The organism is Maribacter arcticus, from assembly GCF_900167935.1.
Lineage (GTDB): Bacteria > Bacteroidota > Bacteroidia > Flavobacteriales > Flavobacteriaceae > Maribacter > Maribacter arcticus.
Genome location: NZ_FUYL01000004.1, coordinates 97,873 through 119,548, shown reverse-complemented (window position 1 = coordinate 119,548; position 21,676 = coordinate 97,873). Strand labels below are relative to the sequence as shown.

Annotated in this window: 19 protein-coding genes and 1 tRNA gene; 8 read left to right on the top strand and 12 right to left on the bottom strand. The window is 34.0% G+C overall.

The window, feature by feature from the left end:
- The first annotated feature begins 138 nt into the window (after positions 1-138).
- Positions 139-1,023: an RluA family pseudouridine synthase gene (locus B5X55_RS07660; protein ID WP_079512034.1), complete on the top strand. Its 885-nt coding sequence runs from the start codon at positions 139-141 to the stop codon at positions 1,021-1,023.
- Between the two features lie 63 nt (positions 1,024-1,086).
- On the opposite strand, the gene B5X55_RS07655 is transcribed toward B5X55_RS07660, so the two are convergent.
- The gene (locus B5X55_RS07655) at positions 1,087-2,364 is read right to left on the bottom strand and encodes a hypothetical protein (RefSeq protein WP_079512033.1); all 1,278 of its coding nucleotides are present in this window, start codon (positions 2,362-2,364) and stop codon (positions 1,087-1,089) included.
- Between the two features lie 133 nt (positions 2,365-2,497).
- Complete coding sequence (uvrA, locus tag B5X55_RS07650) at positions 2,498-5,278, bottom strand: excinuclease ABC subunit UvrA (RefSeq protein WP_079512032.1); 2,781 nt, start codon at positions 5,276-5,278, stop codon at positions 2,498-2,500.
- A 242-nt stretch (positions 5,279-5,520) separates the two neighbouring features.
- On the opposite strand from uvrA, the gene B5X55_RS07645 reads away from it, so the two are divergent.
- On the top strand, positions 5,521-6,102 hold the full coding sequence (locus B5X55_RS07645) for an RNA polymerase sigma factor (protein ID WP_079512031.1): 582 nt from the start codon (positions 5,521-5,523) through the stop codon (positions 6,100-6,102).
- Positions 6,103-6,707: 605 nt separating this feature from the next.
- A complete protein-coding gene (locus B5X55_RS07640) occupies positions 6,708-7,289 on the top strand; it encodes an RNA polymerase sigma factor (RefSeq protein WP_079512030.1) in 582 nt (193 codons plus the stop codon).
- A gap of 231 nt (positions 7,290-7,520) precedes the next feature.
- Here B5X55_RS07640 and B5X55_RS07635 read toward each other — a convergent pair whose 3' ends face one another.
- The gene (locus B5X55_RS07635; protein ID WP_079512029.1) at positions 7,521-8,183 is read right to left on the bottom strand and encodes an endonuclease III domain-containing protein; all 663 of its coding nucleotides are present in this window, start codon (positions 8,181-8,183) and stop codon (positions 7,521-7,523) included.
- Positions 8,184-8,238: 55 nt separating this feature from the next.
- On the opposite strand from B5X55_RS07635, the gene bcp reads away from it, so the two are divergent.
- The gene (gene bcp, locus B5X55_RS07630; RefSeq protein WP_079512028.1) at positions 8,239-8,691 is read left to right on the top strand and encodes a thioredoxin-dependent thiol peroxidase; all 453 of its coding nucleotides are present in this window, start codon (positions 8,239-8,241) and stop codon (positions 8,689-8,691) included.
- Positions 8,692-8,772: 81 nt separating this feature from the next.
- On the opposite strand, the gene B5X55_RS07625 is transcribed toward bcp, so the two are convergent.
- Positions 8,773-10,233, bottom strand: coding sequence for a nucleotidyl transferase family protein (locus tag B5X55_RS07625; protein ID WP_079512027.1), 1,461 nt, complete (start codon positions 10,231-10,233; stop codon positions 8,773-8,775).
- 170 nt (positions 10,234-10,403) lie between these two features.
- On the opposite strand from B5X55_RS07625, the gene B5X55_RS07620 reads away from it, so the two are divergent.
- A complete protein-coding gene (locus tag B5X55_RS07620) occupies positions 10,404-11,180 on the top strand; it encodes an MBL fold metallo-hydrolase (protein ID WP_079512026.1) in 777 nt (258 codons plus the stop codon).
- A 2-nt stretch (positions 11,181-11,182) separates the two neighbouring features.
- Positions 11,183-11,677, top strand: coding sequence for a hydrolase (locus B5X55_RS07615; RefSeq protein ID WP_079512025.1), 495 nt, complete (start codon positions 11,183-11,185; stop codon positions 11,675-11,677).
- On the opposite strand, the gene B5X55_RS07610 is transcribed toward B5X55_RS07615, so the two are convergent.
- The 5 genes from B5X55_RS07610 to B5X55_RS07590 all read right to left on the bottom strand — a co-directional run bounded on the left by B5X55_RS07610 (position 11,674) and on the right by B5X55_RS07590 (position 16,984).
- Positions 11,674-12,333, bottom strand: a complete 660-nt coding sequence (locus B5X55_RS07610; RefSeq protein WP_079512024.1) for an alpha/beta hydrolase — start codon at positions 12,331-12,333, stop codon at positions 11,674-11,676. The genes B5X55_RS07615 and B5X55_RS07610 overlap by 4 nt on opposite strands.
- Positions 12,334-12,337: 4 nt before the next feature.
- The gene (locus B5X55_RS07605) at positions 12,338-12,667 is read right to left on the bottom strand and encodes a hypothetical protein (protein WP_079512023.1); all 330 of its coding nucleotides are present in this window, start codon (positions 12,665-12,667) and stop codon (positions 12,338-12,340) included.
- 2 nt (positions 12,668-12,669) lie between these two features.
- Positions 12,670-13,929 carry a dihydroorotase gene (locus B5X55_RS07600; RefSeq protein WP_079512022.1) on the bottom strand — a complete coding sequence of 420 codons (1,260 nt, stop codon included), beginning with the start codon at positions 13,927-13,929 and terminating at the stop codon, positions 12,670-12,672.
- Positions 13,930-13,955: 26 nt separating this feature from the next.
- Positions 13,956-15,869 carry a BatA domain-containing protein gene (locus tag B5X55_RS07595; RefSeq protein WP_079512021.1) on the bottom strand — a complete coding sequence of 638 codons (1,914 nt, stop codon included), beginning with the start codon at positions 15,867-15,869 and terminating at the stop codon, positions 13,956-13,958.
- 107 nt (positions 15,870-15,976) lie between these two features.
- A complete protein-coding gene (locus tag B5X55_RS07590; protein ID WP_079512020.1) occupies positions 15,977-16,984 on the bottom strand; it encodes a glycosyltransferase family 2 protein in 1,008 nt (335 codons plus the stop codon).
- A gap of 159 nt (positions 16,985-17,143) precedes the next feature.
- Here B5X55_RS07590 and B5X55_RS07585 point away from each other — a divergent pair.
- Both B5X55_RS07585 and B5X55_RS07580 read left to right on the top strand, forming a co-directional pair.
- Positions 17,144-17,228, top strand: a tRNA-Ser gene (locus B5X55_RS07585).
- Positions 17,229-17,467: 239 nt separating this feature from the next.
- On the top strand, positions 17,468-18,682 hold the full coding sequence (locus B5X55_RS07580) for a site-specific integrase (RefSeq protein ID WP_079512019.1): 1,215 nt from the start codon (positions 17,468-17,470) through the stop codon (positions 18,680-18,682).
- Position 18,683: 1 nt separating this feature from the next.
- Here B5X55_RS07580 and B5X55_RS07575 read toward each other — a convergent pair whose 3' ends face one another.
- The 3 genes from B5X55_RS07575 to B5X55_RS07560 form a co-directional block, all read right to left on the bottom strand.
- On the bottom strand, positions 18,684-19,355 hold the full coding sequence (locus tag B5X55_RS07575; protein ID WP_079512018.1) for a hypothetical protein: 672 nt from the start codon (positions 19,353-19,355) through the stop codon (positions 18,684-18,686).
- Positions 19,355-19,771, bottom strand: coding sequence for a BfmA/BtgA family mobilization protein (locus B5X55_RS07570; protein WP_200811598.1), 417 nt, complete (start codon positions 19,769-19,771; stop codon positions 19,355-19,357). The genes B5X55_RS07575 and B5X55_RS07570 overlap by 1 nt, the downstream gene beginning before the upstream one ends.
- Positions 19,772-20,790: 1,019 nt before the next feature.
- Positions 20,791-21,648 carry a DUF4382 domain-containing protein gene (locus B5X55_RS07560; protein WP_079512016.1) on the bottom strand — a complete coding sequence of 286 codons (858 nt, stop codon included), beginning with the start codon at positions 21,646-21,648 and terminating at the stop codon, positions 20,791-20,793.
- Positions 21,649-21,676 lie beyond the last annotated feature (28 nt).

Here is a 21,676-nt window from a genome sequence, read left to right as displayed (position 1 = left end):
GCTTTTCTAGAGAAATTAAAACTCGGTGAAAGCTATAAGTAGTATGCTATTTCAATTATCTCACATCCTTAATTTTGTGATTCAGAAATAACTAGATAGCCTTAACAACGATAATAATTACAGTACAGTCATTCATATATGCAATTGGTAGAAACACATATCGCAGAAATTACTTTAGAAGTAAAAAGATTGCAAGAATATGGGGTAGGTATCTTCAAAAGAATTACCACAAAGTCTGCGTTAAAAAAGGCTATTAAAAAAGAAATGGTTTTTGTTGATGGTAAAGTTGCGTCTACTGCTACCTTCATTAAAGGGGGAGAAAAAATTGAATTTCGTTATACCATAGATGATAATTTAGACACACGCCTTAAATTAAAGCTAAATGTTATTTATGAAGATGATTACTTAGCGGTAGTTAATAAGCCAGCGGGCATATTGGCTAGTGGAAACGGTTTTAAGACTGTAGCGAATGCTTTAAGCCAAAACCTAGAGAAAAGTCCTGTTTTCGATGCTGTACAACCACAACCTGTTCATCGTTTAGATTTTGCTACCACTGGTTGTCTTTTGGTAGGTAAAACGAATACCTCAATAATTGCATTGAATCAATTATTTGAGAGCAAGAAGATTCATAAAACCTACTACGCAGTCACTATTGGAAGTATGAAATCATCAGGTACCATAGATATACCTATAGATGGTAAACCTGCTATTTCAACCTTTCAAGTTTTAGAAACGATTGCTTCTCAGCGATTTAAATTTTTGAATTTGGTAAAATTAAGCCCTAAAACAGGTCGTCGGCATCAATTAAGAAAGCATATGTTAGCAATTGGAAACCCTATCTTAGGTGATGCCACTTATTTTTTAAAAGATTTACTTTTAACAGGAAAGGGGCTTTATTTACAGGCGCATTCTTTGGAATTTACTCATCCCATTTCTGAAGGGAGAATGTTTATAACAGCCTTATGCGATAAAAAGTTTATAAAACTTTTTCCAAACTATATTTCAGAAACAAAAGGTTCATAAAGAAAGCGCCGTAATGAACGTATTCATTACGGCGCTAAACAACTAACCAACCTAAAAACTATCTTAATTTCTTCTACTACTTCTAGTTGTAGCTGATCTTGAAGTTGAGCTTCTTGAAGGAGCTTTACTTACTGATCTTGATATTGTGCTTCTACTTACGGTGCTTTTAGTTCTAGAAGGACTCTTAGTAGCTGTTCTTGCAGTGCTACTACGTTGAGTTCTTGTATTCGAACTTCTAGCTACGGGTTTTTTATAGGTAGTGGTACTTCTTTTTACAGTTGTACTTCTAGGTGTACTTGTCACCTCTCTTTTAGTAACCGTTCTACCTTGACTACTACGTGCCGTAGAATTATTCGCTCTGTTCACTGTACCATTGTTTCTAGTAGTTCTTGTAACCTCTTTTTTGGTAACCGTTCTACCTTGATTACTACGTGCCGCAGAATTATTTGACCTGTTCACTGTACCATTGTTTCTATTAGTTCTTGTAACTTCTTTATTGGTAAATGTTCTACCTTGATTACTACGTGATGTAGTAGATCTATTTGATACAGCATCTCTATTAGATCTGGTCTTATTATTAGATGCTAACGTTCTGTTAGTTCTTAAACCATTATCTCTTTTAGCTACAGTTCTATTACTTCTATAAGAATTATCTCTAGCAGCAACTCTCTTGTCGTTTCTATAAATAGTAGCTCTGTCATTTCTTACATTGTTATATCTATGTTGCTTACCAACATTTACATATGCATTTCTATAGTTATTTCTATAAGGACTATAGTAAGAATATCGTACTGGAGCATAATACCTTCTATAAGGTCTGTTATACACTAAGCAAAGACTAATAGCTGGTCTTGCAAACCATCTGTGAAATGGTTGGTACACATAGTTTCTATTGTAAATATTGATATAACCAGTGTGGTAATCATAAAAACCACGGTTGTTATAGTATACATTCATACCACCAACTCTACGTACACGATTGTTTAAGTAATTGATGTCTACATCTCCAATTTGATTTACACGCCCATAATAATCATAATAAATTGGAACATTTTCAACTTGTATTACCGCTCCGTAATCATCATATTGAGCATATGGGCTATAGTCAAAACCAGAGTTAAAAGTAATGCCATCTCTTCTGCCCGATACTTGATTCTCTATATAAAAATCAAATTCTCCGTCAGGATATACAGAAAATGTAATTCCATTTTCTATAAAAATAAATGAGTTGTCGTATCTATAAGCATTGCTGGTAGCAACCTTATCTTCGTTAATACCTGTGGCAAAAACACCTGTGGTGCCTAAAATCATCGCCGTAAAAAGGAGTACTAAGTTCTTCATGATATAAGGTTTTAAATTTTGAGTATAAATATTCACACTCGATTATCATATTACAAACAGCGTGCCAAAAAAACAAGTAACTGAATATGTATTTGATAATCAGTTGATTATGATTTGTTTAATGTTTGAAGAACTATTGTAATTTCGCTTTCAAGTAACCAGCGGTAAAAGATTTTTTACTTTTAACTACCTCTTCTGGTGTGCCTTCAGCTAATAATTGCCCACCATTTTCACCACCACCTGGGCCGAGGTCAATGATATAGTCGGCACATTTAATTAAATCTATATTATGTTCGATTACCACAATTGAATGCCCTTTTTTGATCAGAGCATTAAATGATTTTAAAAGTTTTTGAATATCATGAAAGTGTAAACCTGTAGTAGGCTCATCGAAAATGAACAAGGCTTTATCTTTAGTGCTTCCTTTTATTAAGAATGATGCCAATTTAATTCGCTGCGCTTCACCGCCAGAAAGAGTAGAAGACGATTGCCCCAATGTAACATAGCCTAGCCCTACATCTTGTAATGGTTTAAGCTTGGTTACAATTTTAGTCTGGTCTCCAGTTTCAAAAAATAAAATTGCATCGTCGATGGTCATATTTAGAACATCATCGATATTAGCGTTATTGAAGGTAACTTCTAATACTTCTTTCTTAAAGCGTTTACCGCCACATGTTTCACATTCTAAATGAACATCGGCCATAAACTGCATCTCTACCGTAATCTCACCTTCGCCTTTACATTTTTCACAACGTCCGCCATCAACATTAAAAGAAAAGTGTTTGGCCTGATAATTTCTAATTTTGCTTAATTTCTGACTTGCATATAAGTTTCTAATATCATCGTATGCCTTAATATAGGTAACAGGATTAGAGCGTGAAGACCTACCGATCGGATTTTGGTCTACAAATTCTACATGCTTTATATGCTGGTATTTACCCTCTACAGAAGTAAATTGGCCAGCTTTTTCACCATAACCACCAACTTCTTTTAATATGATAGGATATAGTAATTTTTTTACTAAAGTACTTTTTCCACTACCAGAGACTCCTGTAACTAAGGTAAGCATATCTAGCGGAAACGTCACATCTATATTTTTAAGGTTATGCTCCCTAACACCTTTTATGGTAATATGGTTTTTAGAAGATCTTCGTTCTTTAGGAACCTTAATTTTCATTTTTCCATTTAAATATTGAGCTGTAAGAGATTTAGATTTTAGTATCTCACTCAACGTTCCTTGTGCGACAACCTTTCCACCATGTGTACCTGCTTCGGGGCCTATATCAATTACCATATCAGCGGCCTTCATGATATCTTCATCATGTTCTACAACAATAACCGTATTTCCTAAATTCCGTAGAGCTATTAGAATCTCAATAAGGTTCTCTGTGTCTTTTGGATGTAGACCTATACTTGGTTCGTCTAATATATACATTGAGCCTACCAGACTACTTCCTAAAGATGTAGCAAGGTTTATTCGTTGACTTTCACCACCTGATAGCGTGTTCGATTTACGATTTATGGTAAGATAATCTAAGCCGACTTTTTCTAGAAAACCAAATCGTGTATTTATTTCTATCAATAACCTAGCTGCAATCGTTGCATCATTTTCGTTTAATTTCAGCTCGTTAAAGAAAATAATCAGTTTTTCTATAGATAAACCTACTAACGATGAAATTGAAGCGCCACCAACTTTTACATAATCAGTTTCGGGTCGTAAACGCTTACCATTACAGACATCGCATTTGGTTTTACCACGGTATCTAGATAGCATTACCCTATTCTGTATCTTATAACTTTTCTCTTCTAACATTCCGAAGAACTTATGCAAGCCTATAAAATGAGCATTACCTTTCCATACAAGTTGTTGTTGATCTTCTGATAGTTCATACCAAGGTTTATGAATAGGGAAATCATATTTATATGCAGAGTTTACCAATTGATCACGGTACCAGCTCATGCTTTCACCACGCCATGGAAAAATTGCATTTTCATAAACAGATAGTGCAGTGTTGGGCACTACTAAATCTTGGTCTATACCAATTACATCACCGTAACCTTCACATTTAGGACATGCTCCATAAGGATTATTAAAACTAAACAAATGTACATTTGGCTCTAAAAAGGTTATTCCATCAAGCTCAAACTTATTACTAAATGGTGTCTGATTACCATTCCCCAATTCTTCAACGATACAATTACCCTTACCTTCAAAAAATGCCGTATCTACTGCATTTGCTAGTCGATTGTAAAAGTCTTCATCATCTTTGGTGATAATTCTATCAATTACAAGATCAAAGGTTTTACCAATATCTTCTGGGGCTTGGTCAATACGTAATACCTCGTTTTTGTATTTAATACGAGCATAACCCTGTTTTGAAAATAACTCCAACGATTTAATTGCATCTCTATCATCACGAATGGTGATAGGGGCAAGAAGTAATAGTTTAGTTTGTTTTTCAAAGGTTCTAACATGATTGACAACATCTGTAACGGTATGTTTTTTTACTTCTTTACCAGAAACAGGAGAAAATGTTTTCCCAATACGGGCATACAGTAGTTTTATATAATCATAAATTTCAGTAGTTGTGCCAACCGTTGATCTAGGATTGGTTGAATTTACCTTTTGTTCAATAGCAATTGCAGGGGCAATACCTTTTATATAATCAACTTTAGGTTTGTCTAGTTTCCCTAAAAATTGTCTTGCATATGAAGAAAGACTTTCTACATACCGTCTTTGACCTTCTGCATATAGCGTGTCAAAAGCTAAGCTAGATTTTCCGGATCCCGATAGCCCGGTAATTACAACAAGTTTGTATCTAGGAATAACTACATCTATATTTTTAAGATTGTGTAGTTTGGCACCCTTAATTATGATGTTTTCTTTCGGATTTATTTGGGATAGTGTAGGCATACGAATATCTAATTTTGCAAAGATACGATTTGCCTTTTTTCTGAACTAAAAAATGTAGTTTATCTAAAATAACGTAAGAAATTTTCACATTTTTATAAGAGTATCTATTTTTTTATATCTTTGGAATCTCACAAAAATTCAATTAGCCTATAACGCAACATTACTTTTTAAAGTTAGAATTTAACCACTAGACCCTTATTCATTGAATTTGGGACTATATTTTAACCCCTAAAGTAAAGTTTATGGTAGTACAAATTGAAGATTCCCAATTAGTAAAACAATATATACAAGGTGATGAAAGAGCGATTGAAGCACTTATCAATCGTCATAATTCTCGTCTAACAGGTTTTATCTATTCTAAAGTAGGAGACCGAGAACTAACCGAAGATATTTTTCAAGATACTTTTATGAAGGTTATTCGTACCTTAAAAAAAGGTGCTTACAATGAAGAAGGTAAATTTTTACCTTGGGTTATGCGTATAGCACATAACTTGGTTATTGATCATTTTAGAAAGCATAATAGAATGCCAATGTATAATAGCAAAGAAAGCTATAACATCTTTTCTTTATTAGGTGATGATAAACTAAATGCTGAAAAGCAATTGATCAAAGAACAAATAGATTCAGATTTGTTGAAGATGATTAAAGAGTTACCAGAAGATCAGCAAGAGGTTTTGGAAATGCGTATATATAAGGACATGAGTTTTAAGGAAATTTCTGATAATACGGGTGTGAGTATTAATACCGCATTAGGAAGAATGAGATATGCTTTAATTAACCTTAGAAAGTTAGTAGAGGCCAATAGTATTGTTTTAACGAATTAATAGGTTACAGGTCGAGTGGATCTACTATCTTCATTCATGTGTCGTTCTTTAGTTGAACCTAAACAACAAGTAACATGGAAAATATTTACACAGAGGATAATAATAAGACTGTATTAGTGAAGGCTAAACCTGAAACAATTCAGTTTTTACTATCATATTCAAAATCCTTAGAAATAATAGAATCAAATGGTTTGCAGTTTGAAAGTAACTTAAACTAAAACTACCTTACAATTATATATAACCCTTAGGCTTTGTCTAGGGGTTTTTTAGTTTAATCCCATTATTAAAGGTAATTAGATGTTATTGTGACTTCTTTATAAGCAAAACACATCCACTTAAATGATATGAATTGTACGTATCTATTATATGTACTATTAATTTATGTTTAGAATTTCAGGCTCCTGAAATTGTCCTCGGAACTTTCCAAATCTGCTTTTATTGTATCGAAATATACTTTTTCGATGTTTCACATCAAAAATGCGTGGTTTGACAACATACTTTTTTGCACAGCAGCCCTTTTCTCTAGTTTTATATCAGAAATAAGAAACAAACCATTTAACTAACAAGATTTCCCCAATCTTAACCAATTAAAGAAAGTAACTCGTATGAAACTACAAATTGAAGACTCAGAATTAGTTAGGGATTATATCAGCGGTAACGAAGGTGCCTTAGAAGTATTAATCAACAGACACAATCAACGTATTACTAGTTTTATCTATTCTAAGGTTCTAGATAGGGATATCACCGAAGACATTTTTCAAGATACCTTTATTAAGGTTATCAAAACTTTAAAAAGGGGTAAGTATAGTGAGGAAGGTAAATTTTTACCTTGGGTAATGAGAATATCTCATAACCTTATAATAGACCACTTTAGAAGAAATAAGAGAATGCCAATGTTTGAAGGTAGCGATGACTTTAATATTTTCTCTGTTATAGGTGATGATAAGTTAAATGCCGAAAAACAATTAATAAAAGATCAAATCGATACCGATTTAAGACAATTAGTTGAAGAATTACCAGATGATCAAAAAGAAGTTCTTTTAATGCGTATCTATAAGGATATGAGTTTTAAGGAAATCTCTGAAAACACAGGAGTTAGTATCAATACAGCGTTAGGAAGAATGCGTTATGCATTAATTAATCTTAGAAAAATCATTGAGAAAAATAATATAGTTCTTACTAATTAACAGTAGTAGAAAAATAGAATAAACAATATTTCCAAATTTGCGTCGTTATTTTATTGTAACAACGTAGGAAGTATGGAAAAAATTTACTCTAATTACCAAGAACAGACCGAATTTAATAAAGTATGTCCCAAGACAATTAACTTCTTGTTGAGTTATTCACAGGCACTTTTTGAATTTGAGTACGAAGATTTAAGTTTCGAAACCTTTTTAAATTAATAAAAAGACCCGTTTTTAACGGGTCTTTTTATTTTTATAGTATTCATTTAATACGGTTTTTCTCCCAATTGTCTTCGTAATAATGTCTTTATCCATATCCCAGCCTCTAGCAGGGGAGTATTCGCGCCCGTACCAAATAATTTGTAAATGAAGATCATTCCATAACTCTCTTGGAAATAATCTCTTTGCATCTTTTTCTGTCTGCACTACATTTTTGCCATTGGTAAAGCCCCATCTATATAGTAATCTATGAATATGAGTGTCTACAGGAAATGCGGGAATGCCAAATGCTTGTGATACCACTACACTAGCAGTTTTATGACCAACAGCAGGTAGTTCTTCTAAATATTCGAGTTCTTGAGGTACAATACCATTATGTTTATCAATCAAAATTCTTGAAAGTCCGTGTATACCTTTTGCTTTCATAGGTGACAAACCCACTGGTTTTATAATCGCCCTTATTTCATCTACCGTTAATTTTACCATATCATATGGGTTGTCAGCTTTTGCAAATAATAACGGCGTGATTTTATTTACGCGCACATCGGTACTTTGTGCAGACATCAAAACAGCAATGAGCAGGGTATAAGGGTCTTTATGATCTAAGGGTACGGGTATTTCAGGATAAAGTTCTTGAAGTGTCGAAATTGTAAATGCTATTTTTTCTGCCTTAGTCATTAATTGTTTAATTTTGATTGAAAATATTTAAACACAAATTTATAAAACTTCATTTATGAATACGTTAAAAATTGGCGATAAAGTACCTGCATTTACAGCTAAAGACCAAGATGGTAATACCATTAGTTTAGATGATTATAAAGGAAAAAAAATAATTGTATTTTTCTACCCAAAAGCAAGCACACCTGGTTGCACTGCCGAAGCATGTAATTTAAGGGATAATTATAAAGAATTGCAAACGGAAGGTTATGAACTTTTAGGAGTAAGTGCCGATTCTGAGGCAAGGCAAGGGAAATTTAAGGATAAATATAAATTTCCATTTCCATTATTGGCAGATGAAGACCATACGGTTATTAATGCATTCGGCGTTTGGGGCCCTAAGAAATTTATGGGCCGAGAATATGATGGTATACATAGAAAGACCTTTGTAATTGATGGTGATGCAATTGTTACAAAGGTTATTGATAAAGTGAAGACAAAAGACCACGCTGCTCAATTATTAGAATAGCAAATTAAAAGCTAATAAAAAAGCGACTATTTTTAAATGGTCGCTTTTTTATTTTAAATATCTAGACGTGAACGATTTACATTAAGATTCTTCGGCATCTATTTCAATCGTTTTTCTAACGAATAGATTTTTTTCTTTAATAATTTCTGCAATTCCTTCTGGTAACATTTTTTCCCAGCCTTCTTCATTATTCATTAATTTCTTAAGAACATCTCTTGAGAATATATGCATTACATCAGGCTCGTAATCTATGATATCCATAACCTTACCATTGTATTTAAAGAATTTATATAATTCTTTCATACGTGGATGAACCTTAACATTGTTACTAGTCATTATTTGACCAGTATCAGGGTTTTTCATTGGGTATAAATAAACCTGTAAATCTTTAAAGAATAGTTTACCGAATGCTTCAAGTATGCCTCCGCTTAAATGGCGATAATATTTTTCATCAAATATATCTACCAAATTATTAACGCCCATGGTAAGGCCAATTCTATTTTTGGTAAAATTATTAAAGTATTCAACTAGTTTATAATACTCTTGAAATTTAGAGATCATTACAGAATGGCCAAGTGAACATAATAGTTCCGCTCGGTCCATAAAATCTTGCTCATCAATTTCTCCAGATGCTTTTAAGTTAGAAAGTGTAATTTCAAAAATTACGATTGTATTATTTTGGTCAACTTGCTTATCTCTAATGAAAATATCATATGACTTTTCAAACATATCTAGATTCACTTTGGTTACGGGTCTAAAACTACCACGTAAAGCCAAAATGTTTTTCTTGTAAAGCACTGCTGCTGGTAAAAGGTTATTGCCATCAGGACCGAACATAACAGCATCTGTCATGTCATTTTTAATAAGTTGTAAACTCATTAAACGGTTATCGACATCTTTAAAATTAGGGCCAGAAAAATTTACCATGTCAACTTCTAATGTATCCTTATCTATATGGTCATATAGATATTTCAACATTTTCTTAGGCTTGTCATATTTATAAAAGGCGCCATATATTAAGTTGACACCAAGAATACCAAGTGTTTCTTGCTGTAACCTAGCCTCGTTCTGCTTAAATCGAATATGGAGTATGATTTCATCAAACTCCTTTTGCTTAGGGTCTAATTGATAACGAATACCAATCCAACCATGACCTTTATATCGTTTTGAAAAATCGATTGTCGCAACCGTATTGGCGTATGAAAAGAATAATCGGTCAGGATGGTTCTTACGACTAATACGTTCTTCCATCAACTGCATTTCATAAGAAAGCATAGTTTTTAAACGTGCTTGTGTCACATATCTACCATCTGTCTCGATGCCATAAATAGCATCACTAAAATCTTTGTCATATGCGCTCATCGCTTTTGCGATGGTTCCTGAAGCTCCACCGGATCTAAAGAAATGACGGGCAGTTTCTTGTCCCGCACCAATTTCTGCGAAGGTTCCGTATATATCTGGATTCAGATTTATACGTAAGGTCTTTGCTTTTATGGAGGGAATGTTTTCGAAGACACTATCTCTTTTCAATACCGATGCCATTTTTTACCTGTTTAGCTTTTAACAAAGTTATAAAGAATGGTTGTGACAAAGGGCAATAGCCCGAAAAAAAAGGCATAAGATTCGCTAATTATTTCGAATGCTATTTAATTACAGTGATCTTCTTATTTTCAAACACCTATTTTACTAAAAAGGAATTAAATTTGTAGCACATGACAGACGATTTACGTGTTACTTTTTTAGGAACGGGGACTTCACAAGGTATTCCAGTCATTGGTAGTACCCATCCTGTTTGTTTAAGTGATAATCCAAAAGACAAGCGTCTTAGAGTTTCTGTATTACTTTCATGGAAAGATTATAATTATGTTATAGACTGTGGTCCAGATTTTCGACAACAGATGCTACGGCAGAAAATGAGTCACTTGAACGGTATATTGTATACACACGAGCATTCGGATCATACTGCTGGCCTTGATGATATTCGACCTTTTTTCTTTAAACAAGGTGATATTCCTATTTATGCACATAAACGAGTAGTAAAATCCTTAAAGAAACGTTTTGGTTACATTTTAAATGAAAAAGATAAATACCCTGGTGCACCATCGGTTCACATTAATAAAGTGAAAAATAATCTACCATTTTTAATAGGAGATAAAGAGGTGACTCCTGTAAATGTGCTGCATAACAAGCTTCAAGTCTTTGGATACAGGATAGGGGATTTCACTTATCTTACCGACGTGAAAACAATTAAGGAAAAGGAACTTGAAAAAATTAAAGGTTCTAAAGTAGTTGTTGTTAATGCATTGCGACTAGACCCACATTTATCTCATTTTAATTTAAAAGAAGCGTTGGCTTTTATTGAAAAGGTGAAGCCAGAGAAAGCCTATTTTACACATATAAGCCACTTACTAGGTTTTCATGACGAGGTAGAAAAAAGTTTACCAAAGAATGTACATTTAGCCTACGATAATTTAACTATTACCTTATAACTATGAAAAGCAAAATATTTCTTTATCTGTTTTTATTTGTTTCTTTAATCTGTCTATATCTGTTCGTAAGTAGCGGTAACATGGCTGAAGCAAGCGGAAACAGAATCTCAAAGTTGGAAAGTGAAATAGTTAATCTTAAAGATTCTGTTCAGAAATCGAATTTAAAGGTGTTAGATATGCAGTACTTTTCATTAGAAAATAATGACGATGCCCTTGCTTATTTTGACCATCTTAAATTGGAGAATCCATCAGGATATATTGCTGATAAACTATTGGAAACCAATGAACAAAAAGGAGATAATCCTTTAGTGCCTTATGAAGGTATGCAGAACGATTTTAAGATAAATAAGATTAAGGTATTGAACCATAAATGGATCCTAACCGATTTTTCTGATGGAAAATATTGGGGAGAACTTTTAATTAAATACGAGTTAAAAGATGACTTAGGAGTAGATTTCACCCTAGTTGATCATTTGTTATATACCCGTAGCAACTAAATTTTATTGGAAATCCATTTTTTAAATGAATGGAAGTTTTGAGGTAAAACGCCGTGCCCTGCAGGAAACTCTTCATAAACATGTTCGATACCTAACGTTTTCAAAAAGTTAGGTGCTTTTCTTGCCCATTCGACTGGTATAACTTGGTCCATGTCACCATGAGAGCAATAGAAGTTTAGATTCTCAAAATTACTTTCTGCATACGAATTTCTCAATATTTTTTCATTGATATATCCGCTTAAAGCAATAATATTTTTAATTTTTTCTGGGTACGATAGCGCTACGGCATAGCTGAGAATGGTACCTTGACTAAAACCTAATAAATTTACATTTTGGTCATCTAAACCATAGGTAGAACAGGCCTCATCAATAAAATTTATTATTTTCTCACGAGATTCTATGGCTTGGTCATCATCGCTCCATTTTCCTTTTTCGGCATCAAAATTTATGGCATACCAAGCATATCCGTACGGTTGTAAAATATAGGGTGCACGCATTGCAATAATGCATAATTCTTCTGGTAATTCTGGAGCAAAAGAAAATAAATCTTCTTCGTTACTACCATAACCATGAAGCATAAAAAGCACTGGTGGTTTTTTATCGGTTAGGCTAGATGGTTTAATAATGTGTTCTAAAGATAGGGGAGCTGTTGTCATTTAATTATTGAATAAAAGTGAACCATTTTTGAAAGTAAGGACCTACTATAGGAACCTCTTGTTTTTTGTCGCTTAGGGCTCCTAAAAAGCCATAAACCCAAAGAACTATATAGCATAAGTAAAGACCATAAAGTGCATATTGGTTGAACCAGACGCTTGAAAAAAGGGCAAAACCATGAAACATTAAATGAAGCCCAAATGCTTGGCGTGTATGAAATCTTGCAAAACTATGTTTAGGTTCCATATTCATAGACATTGCTATAATGGCGCCAATGATGGTTAAGTAAGCGATTACTGCGGTAGTTTTACCTGGTATGTTATTCTTATTTTCCATCTCTATTGATTAACTACTAATTGATTGTTTGCAATTGTGCCTATTACCTTGCCTTTCATATTCCTACCTAATGCAATTGAGTTTTTACTACTGCTATAAATATGTTTCTCAGAAAATTCGTAAGCTTCATCGGGAGTAAAAAGTGTCAAATTTGCTATTTCGCCAACCTCAAGTTTAGGAGTTTCAATTCCGAAAATAGACCTTCCTTTAGTTAATAAAGCAATTGTTTCTTCAGTGCCGAATAATTCATTTACCAGTCCAAAAGCACTTTCAAGTCCAATCGAACCATAATCGGCATTATCAAATTCGACATGCTTTAATTCAATGTTTAAAGGTGTATGGTCAGAGGTTACTAAATCAATAGTGCCATTTTCAAGCCCTTTTTTTAGGGCTTTTATATCTAAGGATGTTCTTAAAGGCGGCATTACTTTAAATTGTGTGTCAAATTCTTGAAGCTCATCATCTGTAATTGACAAATTATGAGCCGTAACACTACAGTAAACTTCAAGACCTTTCTTCTTCGCTTCTGCTATCAGCTTAACCGAATTTGCCGTTGAGATTGTTGGTATAAATAATTTACCACCTGTATATTCTAATATAAATAAATCTCTCGCTATCTGTAATTCTTCTGCCAGTGCAGGAATACCTTTTAAGCCTAGTTTAGTACTAATAACTCCTTCATTTACAATTCCTTTTCCTGAGATACTTTTATCCATCGGAAATGAAAAAACTAAACCTTCAAAATTCTGAGCATATTGTAATGCAATTTTAAAAAGGTTGGCATTGCTTATCGGATGTTTGTAATCGTAAAAGCCTAATGCACCTGCATTTTTCATATCATAAAGCTCGGCAAGTGCTTCCCCATCACCTTTAACAGTAAGGTTACCTAATGGATATAAACTTGTTAATTGGTCTTTGGCTGCATTTTTAAGATATACGATGTCTGAAGACGAATCTGGCGTTGGGTAACTACTGGTATTTAAAATAATATCTGTAAAACCACTTTTAGCCGCAGTAAGCAACCCGTTTTCAATGGTTTCTCTTTCTTCATAACCCGGCTCACCAAAGCTGACACCACTATCAAACCAACCAATAGAAACGTGTAGGTTCTCAATATCAATCACTTTTATTTTACCCGTAGGTTCAATAGAAGTCTCAATAGCTTCAATTACTCCGTTTTTAATAAGAATATCTCTCTTCTTAAGGTGAAGGTTCTTAGTGCTCCCATTTACTATCGTTACTGATTTTAAAAGTGTGTTCATAGGGCTATGGGTGGTTCAGTTATCGCTTATTTTAAAAATCTTTGAAGTAATGTTTCTATCAGTACAAATGCTAATGCTAAAATAGCAAACCATTTCCAAAACTCATTTATAGCATTGTTTTTTTGACTTTCTAAAAAGAAATCGGACAATGAAGAATTGTTATTTTCTACCGGTATTTGAGAATAGAGCAATTCGCTTTCTTTTCTATTGTCATTAAAACTTATATGTCTTATTGTATTGTCGTTGTGCATAATTCTATAGATACCAGCTTCTTTAGGGTTTTCTATAAAATTGATTTGAACCTTTTTGGGTAATACGCGTTGCTGGGGAATGAATTCATTTTTTTCGTTGGCTATTTTTATGATGTCATCCTGTTGCAATGTAATAGGTAATTCTATTTCAACCTGATTTCTAAGACTTGCGTATAAAGGAAGCAATTTTAAACTATTAATACCCATATTATAAAATGTAGGAACTATTAATGGTGAATTTTTAAAATTAGAATTATCATTATTGATAGATGCTGCAAAGAAATAGGCATTATTAGAGCCGATTAAAAAAGGTTCTTTATTCTGAAACTCAATAGCAATAGGATTTTTTGTAGTTATTTTAAAACGTTCTTTAACCTTTGGAAATTGAAAATCGGTCACATTTTTATCGAAAACGTTAGCAAAAATTGGGTGTTCAGTTTTAATAGTAGAAATAGCCATTTCTTGAACTATAGCATTTACATACCGGCTATTGTTTAGTGTAGCTAATTCATTGTATGAATTTAAATCTCCATCAATTGCAGGTATTAAAACATAGGTACCACCATTTGTACTAAACGATTTTATAGCAGTTATGAGTGAATTAGGTATTTTTTGTATTTCGTTTAAGACTACCAAATCTTGATTATCAATGGTGCTATAATTCAATTGCTCTAATGAGCTACTTGTTAAAGTAAATTCATCATTTGAATAAATTCGATTTAAAAAATCGGCAGATGAATTGCTAATAACCAAGACCTTTATCTTAGACTTTTTATCCAGATTAAAATAAAACTGATTATCATAATCTAGCCCTGTATCGGTTAGCGCTACTTTTCCTAAAATAACATCATTGGCATTGACTGTGAATCGTACTTCGGCATTTTTAATGTCATCAAATTTAGCCGCTGTTTTAGCTATAAGTACCTCTTCATTAAATAAAGAAACAGGAACTGTCTGTTCAGAAGAATTGGTTGATAATTGTGCAACCAATTCTATAGTCCCATTAGTTCTATCACCAATAAAAACAGAGTCAATTGAGGTATTGATGATTTTGTTATTTGCTGGTTTTATATAGGTGATGTTAACATTACTAATGCTATCTACTTTTTGAATAGCACCCATTCGCTGTTGAAAATCTGATATGAGGACTAAGTTTTTTTGAATACCAGCCTCATTAGAAAAGTAGGTATTGCCTTTCAGTACAATTTCAGCTACGCCAAGTTGTTCAGAAGTAACATTAAGGTTAAGTAAATCGTTCTGAATATCCTTAATTTCTACATCTTTAAAAACTTGATTATTCGTAAATAGCGTAAAACGCTGATCTTTTGGTATAGCTTTTATAAACTCTTGAATAGTGTTTTTAAAAAGATTACCGTTTTCAATCTCACCATTCATGCTAAAAGAATTATCTAAATAGAAAACAGTTTCTTTTTCTTGTAGGGCAGATTCATTTGCAATGAAGGGTTGTGCAAAGGCAATTACAAGGGCTGCAAGCAAGCCTAAACGTGCAAGAAGTAACAACCATTTTTTTAGGGTGCTGCTTTTTCGTGATTCTGTAACCACTTGTTTTAAGAATTTTACATTGGTAAAAGGTGTTTTCTTAAAACGACGTAATTGAAAAAGATGAATTAATGTAGGAATGAGTAGTAGTAAAAGACCCCAAAGAATTTCTGGATATTTAAATTGCATTCCTGTTTTTGATTAAGTCAAAGATAATTATTTTGAATTTACGAGCTTGTTCGATGGCAACTATTATTTATACAATTCAAAACCTAAATTTTTAAAAGTAAAGGTAACTAACAGAAGAAGTGATAATCTTCTGCAGGCTTTTTCTTTAGTTCGGAAAAAAAGAATTTTATACTCATCTGTTCTTCCTCATTTGCTACGGTAATAATACTTTGAGGGTTTTCAATGGTTTGCAATTCAGAATAGTGAATCAATTTTACCCCATAAATATCTTTCCCAATTTTCTTTGGATTATCGCATACCCATTTAAAATCTATGTTGTTTTCTGTGAGTGATTTGGCGATTGCTTTCCCCTTTTTTCCAGCTCCCCATACCACAAGGGTGTTGTTGGGGTTGTATTCTAATTTTAGAAAATAATGTAGTTTAATTTCTAGAAAGTAATTTTGCGCGTAGTGTTCGCTGGTTCTCGAGGTTCGTGTGTCATAATCTCGCCAATAGTGAAGTGTTTTGTTGCAAGAAATACAAGTAAGACCTTTTTCATAAAACCGAAATGCAAGATCATAATCTTCTGGATATCGGTCTGGCAAAAATGATCCACAGAGATCTAAATCTGTTTTATGAACCATCCAACAAGGGGAGGGGATAACACATTCCTTATATATCTCTTTAAAGTTGGTTCCGTCGGCAGTCAATTGGTTCAGCCATTTTTCATAGCGATCATAGCCGTCGTTCACTCCGTTTTCAGCAAAGTATTTTACTTGACCAATGGCTAGTGAACCCTCACCTTTCTCTTTCAAAGATGTTAGCATTGTTTGGATTCTGTCTTTTGTCATACAGTCATCAGCATCCATTCGGGTTATAAATTCACCACTGCTATGTTTATATGCTTTTCGAAGAGCAGTTATAATACCCGATTCAGTATTGGTGAATATTTTAAAACGATTATCTAATTGTGAAAAACGTTCGGCAATTGCTAGGCTATTATCATCAGAATGGTCATTTATAGCAAGAACTTCCCAGTTTTGGTAGGTTTGACTGCGGATAGATTCTAAGCATTCCTCTAAATATTCTTCAACATTCTTAAAAGGAATCAATATACTTACTAATGGATTTACCATGCTGGCAAGTTACTTAAAAACTGAATCTCAGCCTTTTCACACTAAAAGTAATTAGGTGATATTAATTAGGATGAAAATTAATTAAGAAAAGGCTTTATTAGATAAGAAATCATTTCTATATTTGCACCCGCATTCAGGGAATACCTGATGAGGCACTCAGGAGAAATGGCAGAGTGGTCGAATGCGGCAGTCTTGAAAACTGTTGAGGGTCACACCTCCGGGGGTTCGAATCCCTCTTTCTCCGCGGAAAGTCCTATAAACGGAAGCTAAAACCCTCTAAATCAATGATTTAGAGGGTTTTTCATTTTAGATGATATCAAATAACATCATCTAAAACCATTTAAAAAGGGGCAAATTCGGTGTCACTTAAAAGCTTACTCCAACTGACACCGAATTGAAGTTAACAAATTGATTAACAAATACTTACGATTGGTTGCGTTTAATGTTTTTTTTGTAAATTGAAGAGAACTTTAAATTTATTCGGTGTCACATTCTCTATCTCTTCTGTTTTATGTAAAAAAAAGTAAGGCCGATGAATACGGTATGGCTAACATTTATCTGCGCATAACCCTTGATGGTCGAAGGGCTGAGTGTAGTATTCATAGAAAAATTCATTCTAGTGAATGGAACTCCAAAACCCAACTTGCATTGGGTAATTCCATGGTATCACAAGAAGTTAATCGAGAGCTTGGCGTAATTAAAAATAAGATTTACTTAATTCAACATCAATTTCAAAGAGTTGAGAAGGAATATACAGCCATCGATTTGCGCGATACTTATCTAGGGAAAGGGAAAACTTTAAAATTGCTCTTGGATATCTTTCAAGAGCATAATGACAAAGTTGAAAGTCTGATTGGAAAAGATTTTGCTGCCGGAACTGCAGAACGCTATCGTACTTGCAAAAAACACGTAACAGCCTTCATAAAGAAGAAATACAAGAAAAATGACATACCTGTACAAGATGTAGATCATAAGTTCATCACAGGGCTAGAATACTATTTGAAGACAACTCGCAACTGCGCACATAACTCTACCATTAAGTATATCACCAATTTTAAAAAGATAATTCGCATAGCCCATGCAAATGACTGGATTGATAAAGACCCCTTTGTTCATTGGAAAGGAAAATTAAAAATTGTAGAACGCGAATTTCTAACCGAAGGGGAAATTCAAAAGATTATTGAACTAGAGCTCCTTATGGAGCGGCTTGACCAAGTACGCGATATTTTTATCTTTTGCTGTTTTACGGGTCTAGCCTATGCTGATGTGAAAAAACTAAATAAAAGTGACATTGTTTTAGGTGCAGATGGTGAAGAATGGGTAAAAACCAAACGCTCTAAAACTGATACCAGAAGTAATATTCCGATTTTACCTATCGCTAAAACAATCATCGAAAAGTACAAAGATAATGAGCTGCTGAAAGAAAAAGATTTGGTTTTACCTGTGCTCAGCAATCAAAAAATGAATGCTTACATCAAAGAGATTGCAACTTTGGCAGGGATTGCCAAGAATCTAACGTTTCATTTGGCCAGACATACCTTTGCTACTACCGTTACCCTAACCAATGGCGTGCCTATTGAATCGGTAAGCAAAATGCTTGGCCACACTAACTTAAGAACAACCCAACATTATGCTAAAATTTTGGATATGAAAGTTGGAAAAGATATGGCAATCTTAAGATCAAAGTATGCAGAATAAATTAAAGCGGTTCATTATAATTCTTCCTCATGTTTGATAGATAGCCAGAAATTGGCGTGGTCGCTTCTTGTCTTATTTCATAACCATTTTCGACAAAATTTTTAGCTTGTAATTTCCAGTTTCTAACGTTTAATCCCCTTTGTAATTTCCATTTTCTCGCATGGTAATAGGCATAGAATTTTCTACCCTCCATTTCAGGCCAATTATTTTCTTTAAAAAAAATTAAAACAGCCAATTCATTTTTTGGCTTGGCCTGTTTATTTAAGTTTTCTTTTGTTTTATGTTTATAAGAAGGTACCAGATTTTGGCCTGGTTCTGGGACGCTGTTGGCCATTTTTTGATACGCTTGTGTCCCAGAGCTTGTACCACTAGTTGTCCCAAATATGGGCATCCTCACTTTTGAACCTCTTGCCGGGTGAAAAGAACGAAAATAGTTTAGATAGCCCCAATCATTCAAATCTTTCAGATAATTATGATATGTAGTTTTTGACTTGAACTTTGCTTTTTCCATAATGAACTGCCTATTGATGGTAAGCGTCTTTTTGAAGAATTCACGATTCCATTTCTGGAAGAACGCCAGGTATAAGGTAATATGTCCTTGTTTGATTCGCTCGTCGTTGTTGAATCTTTCAAAGACCGCATTTAGGTGAATGATGTAATTTACTTTTTCCATCAGTTCTCGGGCATTTCGTTATAACTAATTCTTTCCCGATAACGCACTTGCGTTTTTTCTGTGCTATACTTTTTCTCTATTAGTAATGGCTTTTTTACCGGTGCTGTTTGTTCGAAAAGCGAATACAACATTGCCGCTGTAGGTTTGGTCTGAGATTTTTCAATATCCTTTAGTATGGCAATCATTCCGTTCATACGTTTTTTGATAAGTAAAGACATTCTCATTTCCAAGGTCTCCATTCGCGGTCCCATAGATTCTGCAGGAGAAATTCCATTCTCCTCAAAAAAGTCCAACATGAGTATCAAAGTCATGGATTGTGATTTTGACATTTTCTTGCAGAATTTTCGAAACCGTAGCGCTACCGAAGTCTTTATTCCTAGCTTCTCAAATCGCTCTTTTTTTAATTCTTCATCCATTTTTTCTGAAATTTTATGCCGTTTTTATTGGGCTGTAAGCGTTTTTTCTGAAAATCGAGATCAAATCCCAAAATCCATAAAAGGTAAATACTCCCAAAACCCCTATTCTCATTGATGATGGAGAAAAAATCAAAACGAAACATTGCGTCAGCGTGTTACCCTCTTGCTTCTCCATCCCTTCATTTCATTTCGGGATTTCGAACTTTTCACCGGAAGCTAAAAAGCGAATTGAAATAGGCAATTCGACCACTTTTTTTAGCATGGATTATATCTGTTTTTGATGAATCCTTAGTATTCAAAAGAAAACGATGATATTTATGCAGCTCCTTACCTTATTAAATTACCACAAAATCGAAGCCATATTCAATGGTTTTATTTGATGTCAATTAGTTGCCAAAATGTCATTTATCTAACTACTTATTATATCCCGAGCGTTTTCCTTTTCCTTTTTTTGATGGTAGATTGTATTTCTCTGGCAGCAGGGTCTTTCAATATTAGCTGACACCTATATTGGTTTTTGAGATGTTCCAATTTACTTCCCATAGGCCTTCGCTGTTCCTTTTCTGTACCTGCATCTAAAATTTTGGTTGCGTAAGGACTTATAAAAAAGAGCTTGCGAATGGTTATGCAGTCCGTCTCAGACTAAATTTTAAATCTTTGTGCAAGAAAGTAGAAGCTTGCACAAGTGGTTAGCGAACTTGCTTCTTAATTTTTACTTGGGAATGGAGTGTTTTTTTCCAGTCCCGAAGTTTCGGGACGGAAAGAATCAACGAAATGATAAGTCAAAATTGAGGATTGTGTTCAAGACCACTTGGAGTGAAGCTCTTTTTCCGAAATATAGCTTTTCCTGCCTGTTCGGCAGGCTGGCGCGAAATGAAGGGGAATGGGCTGATTGGTATTTAAAACACCTAATTTTATACACAACAAAAAACCTGAGAAGCTAGCTTCTCAGGTTTAATATCAATTCTTTAAAAACTGTCAACCTATTTTAGGACGACTCAGTATAACTCGTATAATTTTTAATTTCCTGTCGCTTCTTCCGAAACGATCAGTTCAAAATCCTGTGACGTTTTATTGGCAGCGATTATCTCCACATCTTCGGCGGTTTGGGAACCATACCCATCAATATCTACGGTTACATCGTAACTTCCGGCCATAAGGCCCATAACCATGTAGGCCCCAGTTTCATCAGTAAAAGTAGTGGTGTTCAATGTGTCGGCGGTAAAAATGGACACTTGGGCCCCTTCAAGCGAAACCGCCATTTCTTCTTCTAGAGTGATGACTTCGCCATATAAAGTACCGGCGGAGGACATGTTACTGGCCTTAATAACAGGTTTAAAATTAAAGCCGGTAATACCCGCTAAGTCTTTGCTATCGCCTTTGGCAACAAACGAACGGCTTACATCAAAATCTAAAAGAAGATCGGCACTAAGTCCACCGTTTACGGTAAGCCCTGGCTTTATAAACAATTTTATCCCTGTTTGTTCTCCACTGGGCACATCTAGGTTATAGGAAGTTCCGTCGGTAAGAACCACATTGACACCTTTTACGTAGACCCTTACCAAATCATACGTTCCAACAGGTACGTCAGTGTTTACCAAGGTTTCGGTTATTCCATTTGTTAGTTCCAAAAGATTTACCTTAATTTCTTGTTCCATTAATACAACAAATGAATCATCGGTTTCTTCGTCCTTATTACGGGCATCTATTTTGAATATGGTCACATTGGCCTCGGCCACTAAGTCGTGTGGAAAGGGGGCATCGGTTAATAATATGGTCATTTTCCCCGTATCAGAGCTCATATCGTCCCCATTGGAACAACTAACGACCATTGCAAATGATGCCAATAGCATAATTGAAAAAAAATTGAATCTCATAATTTTTAATTTTTTGTTTAACATCAAT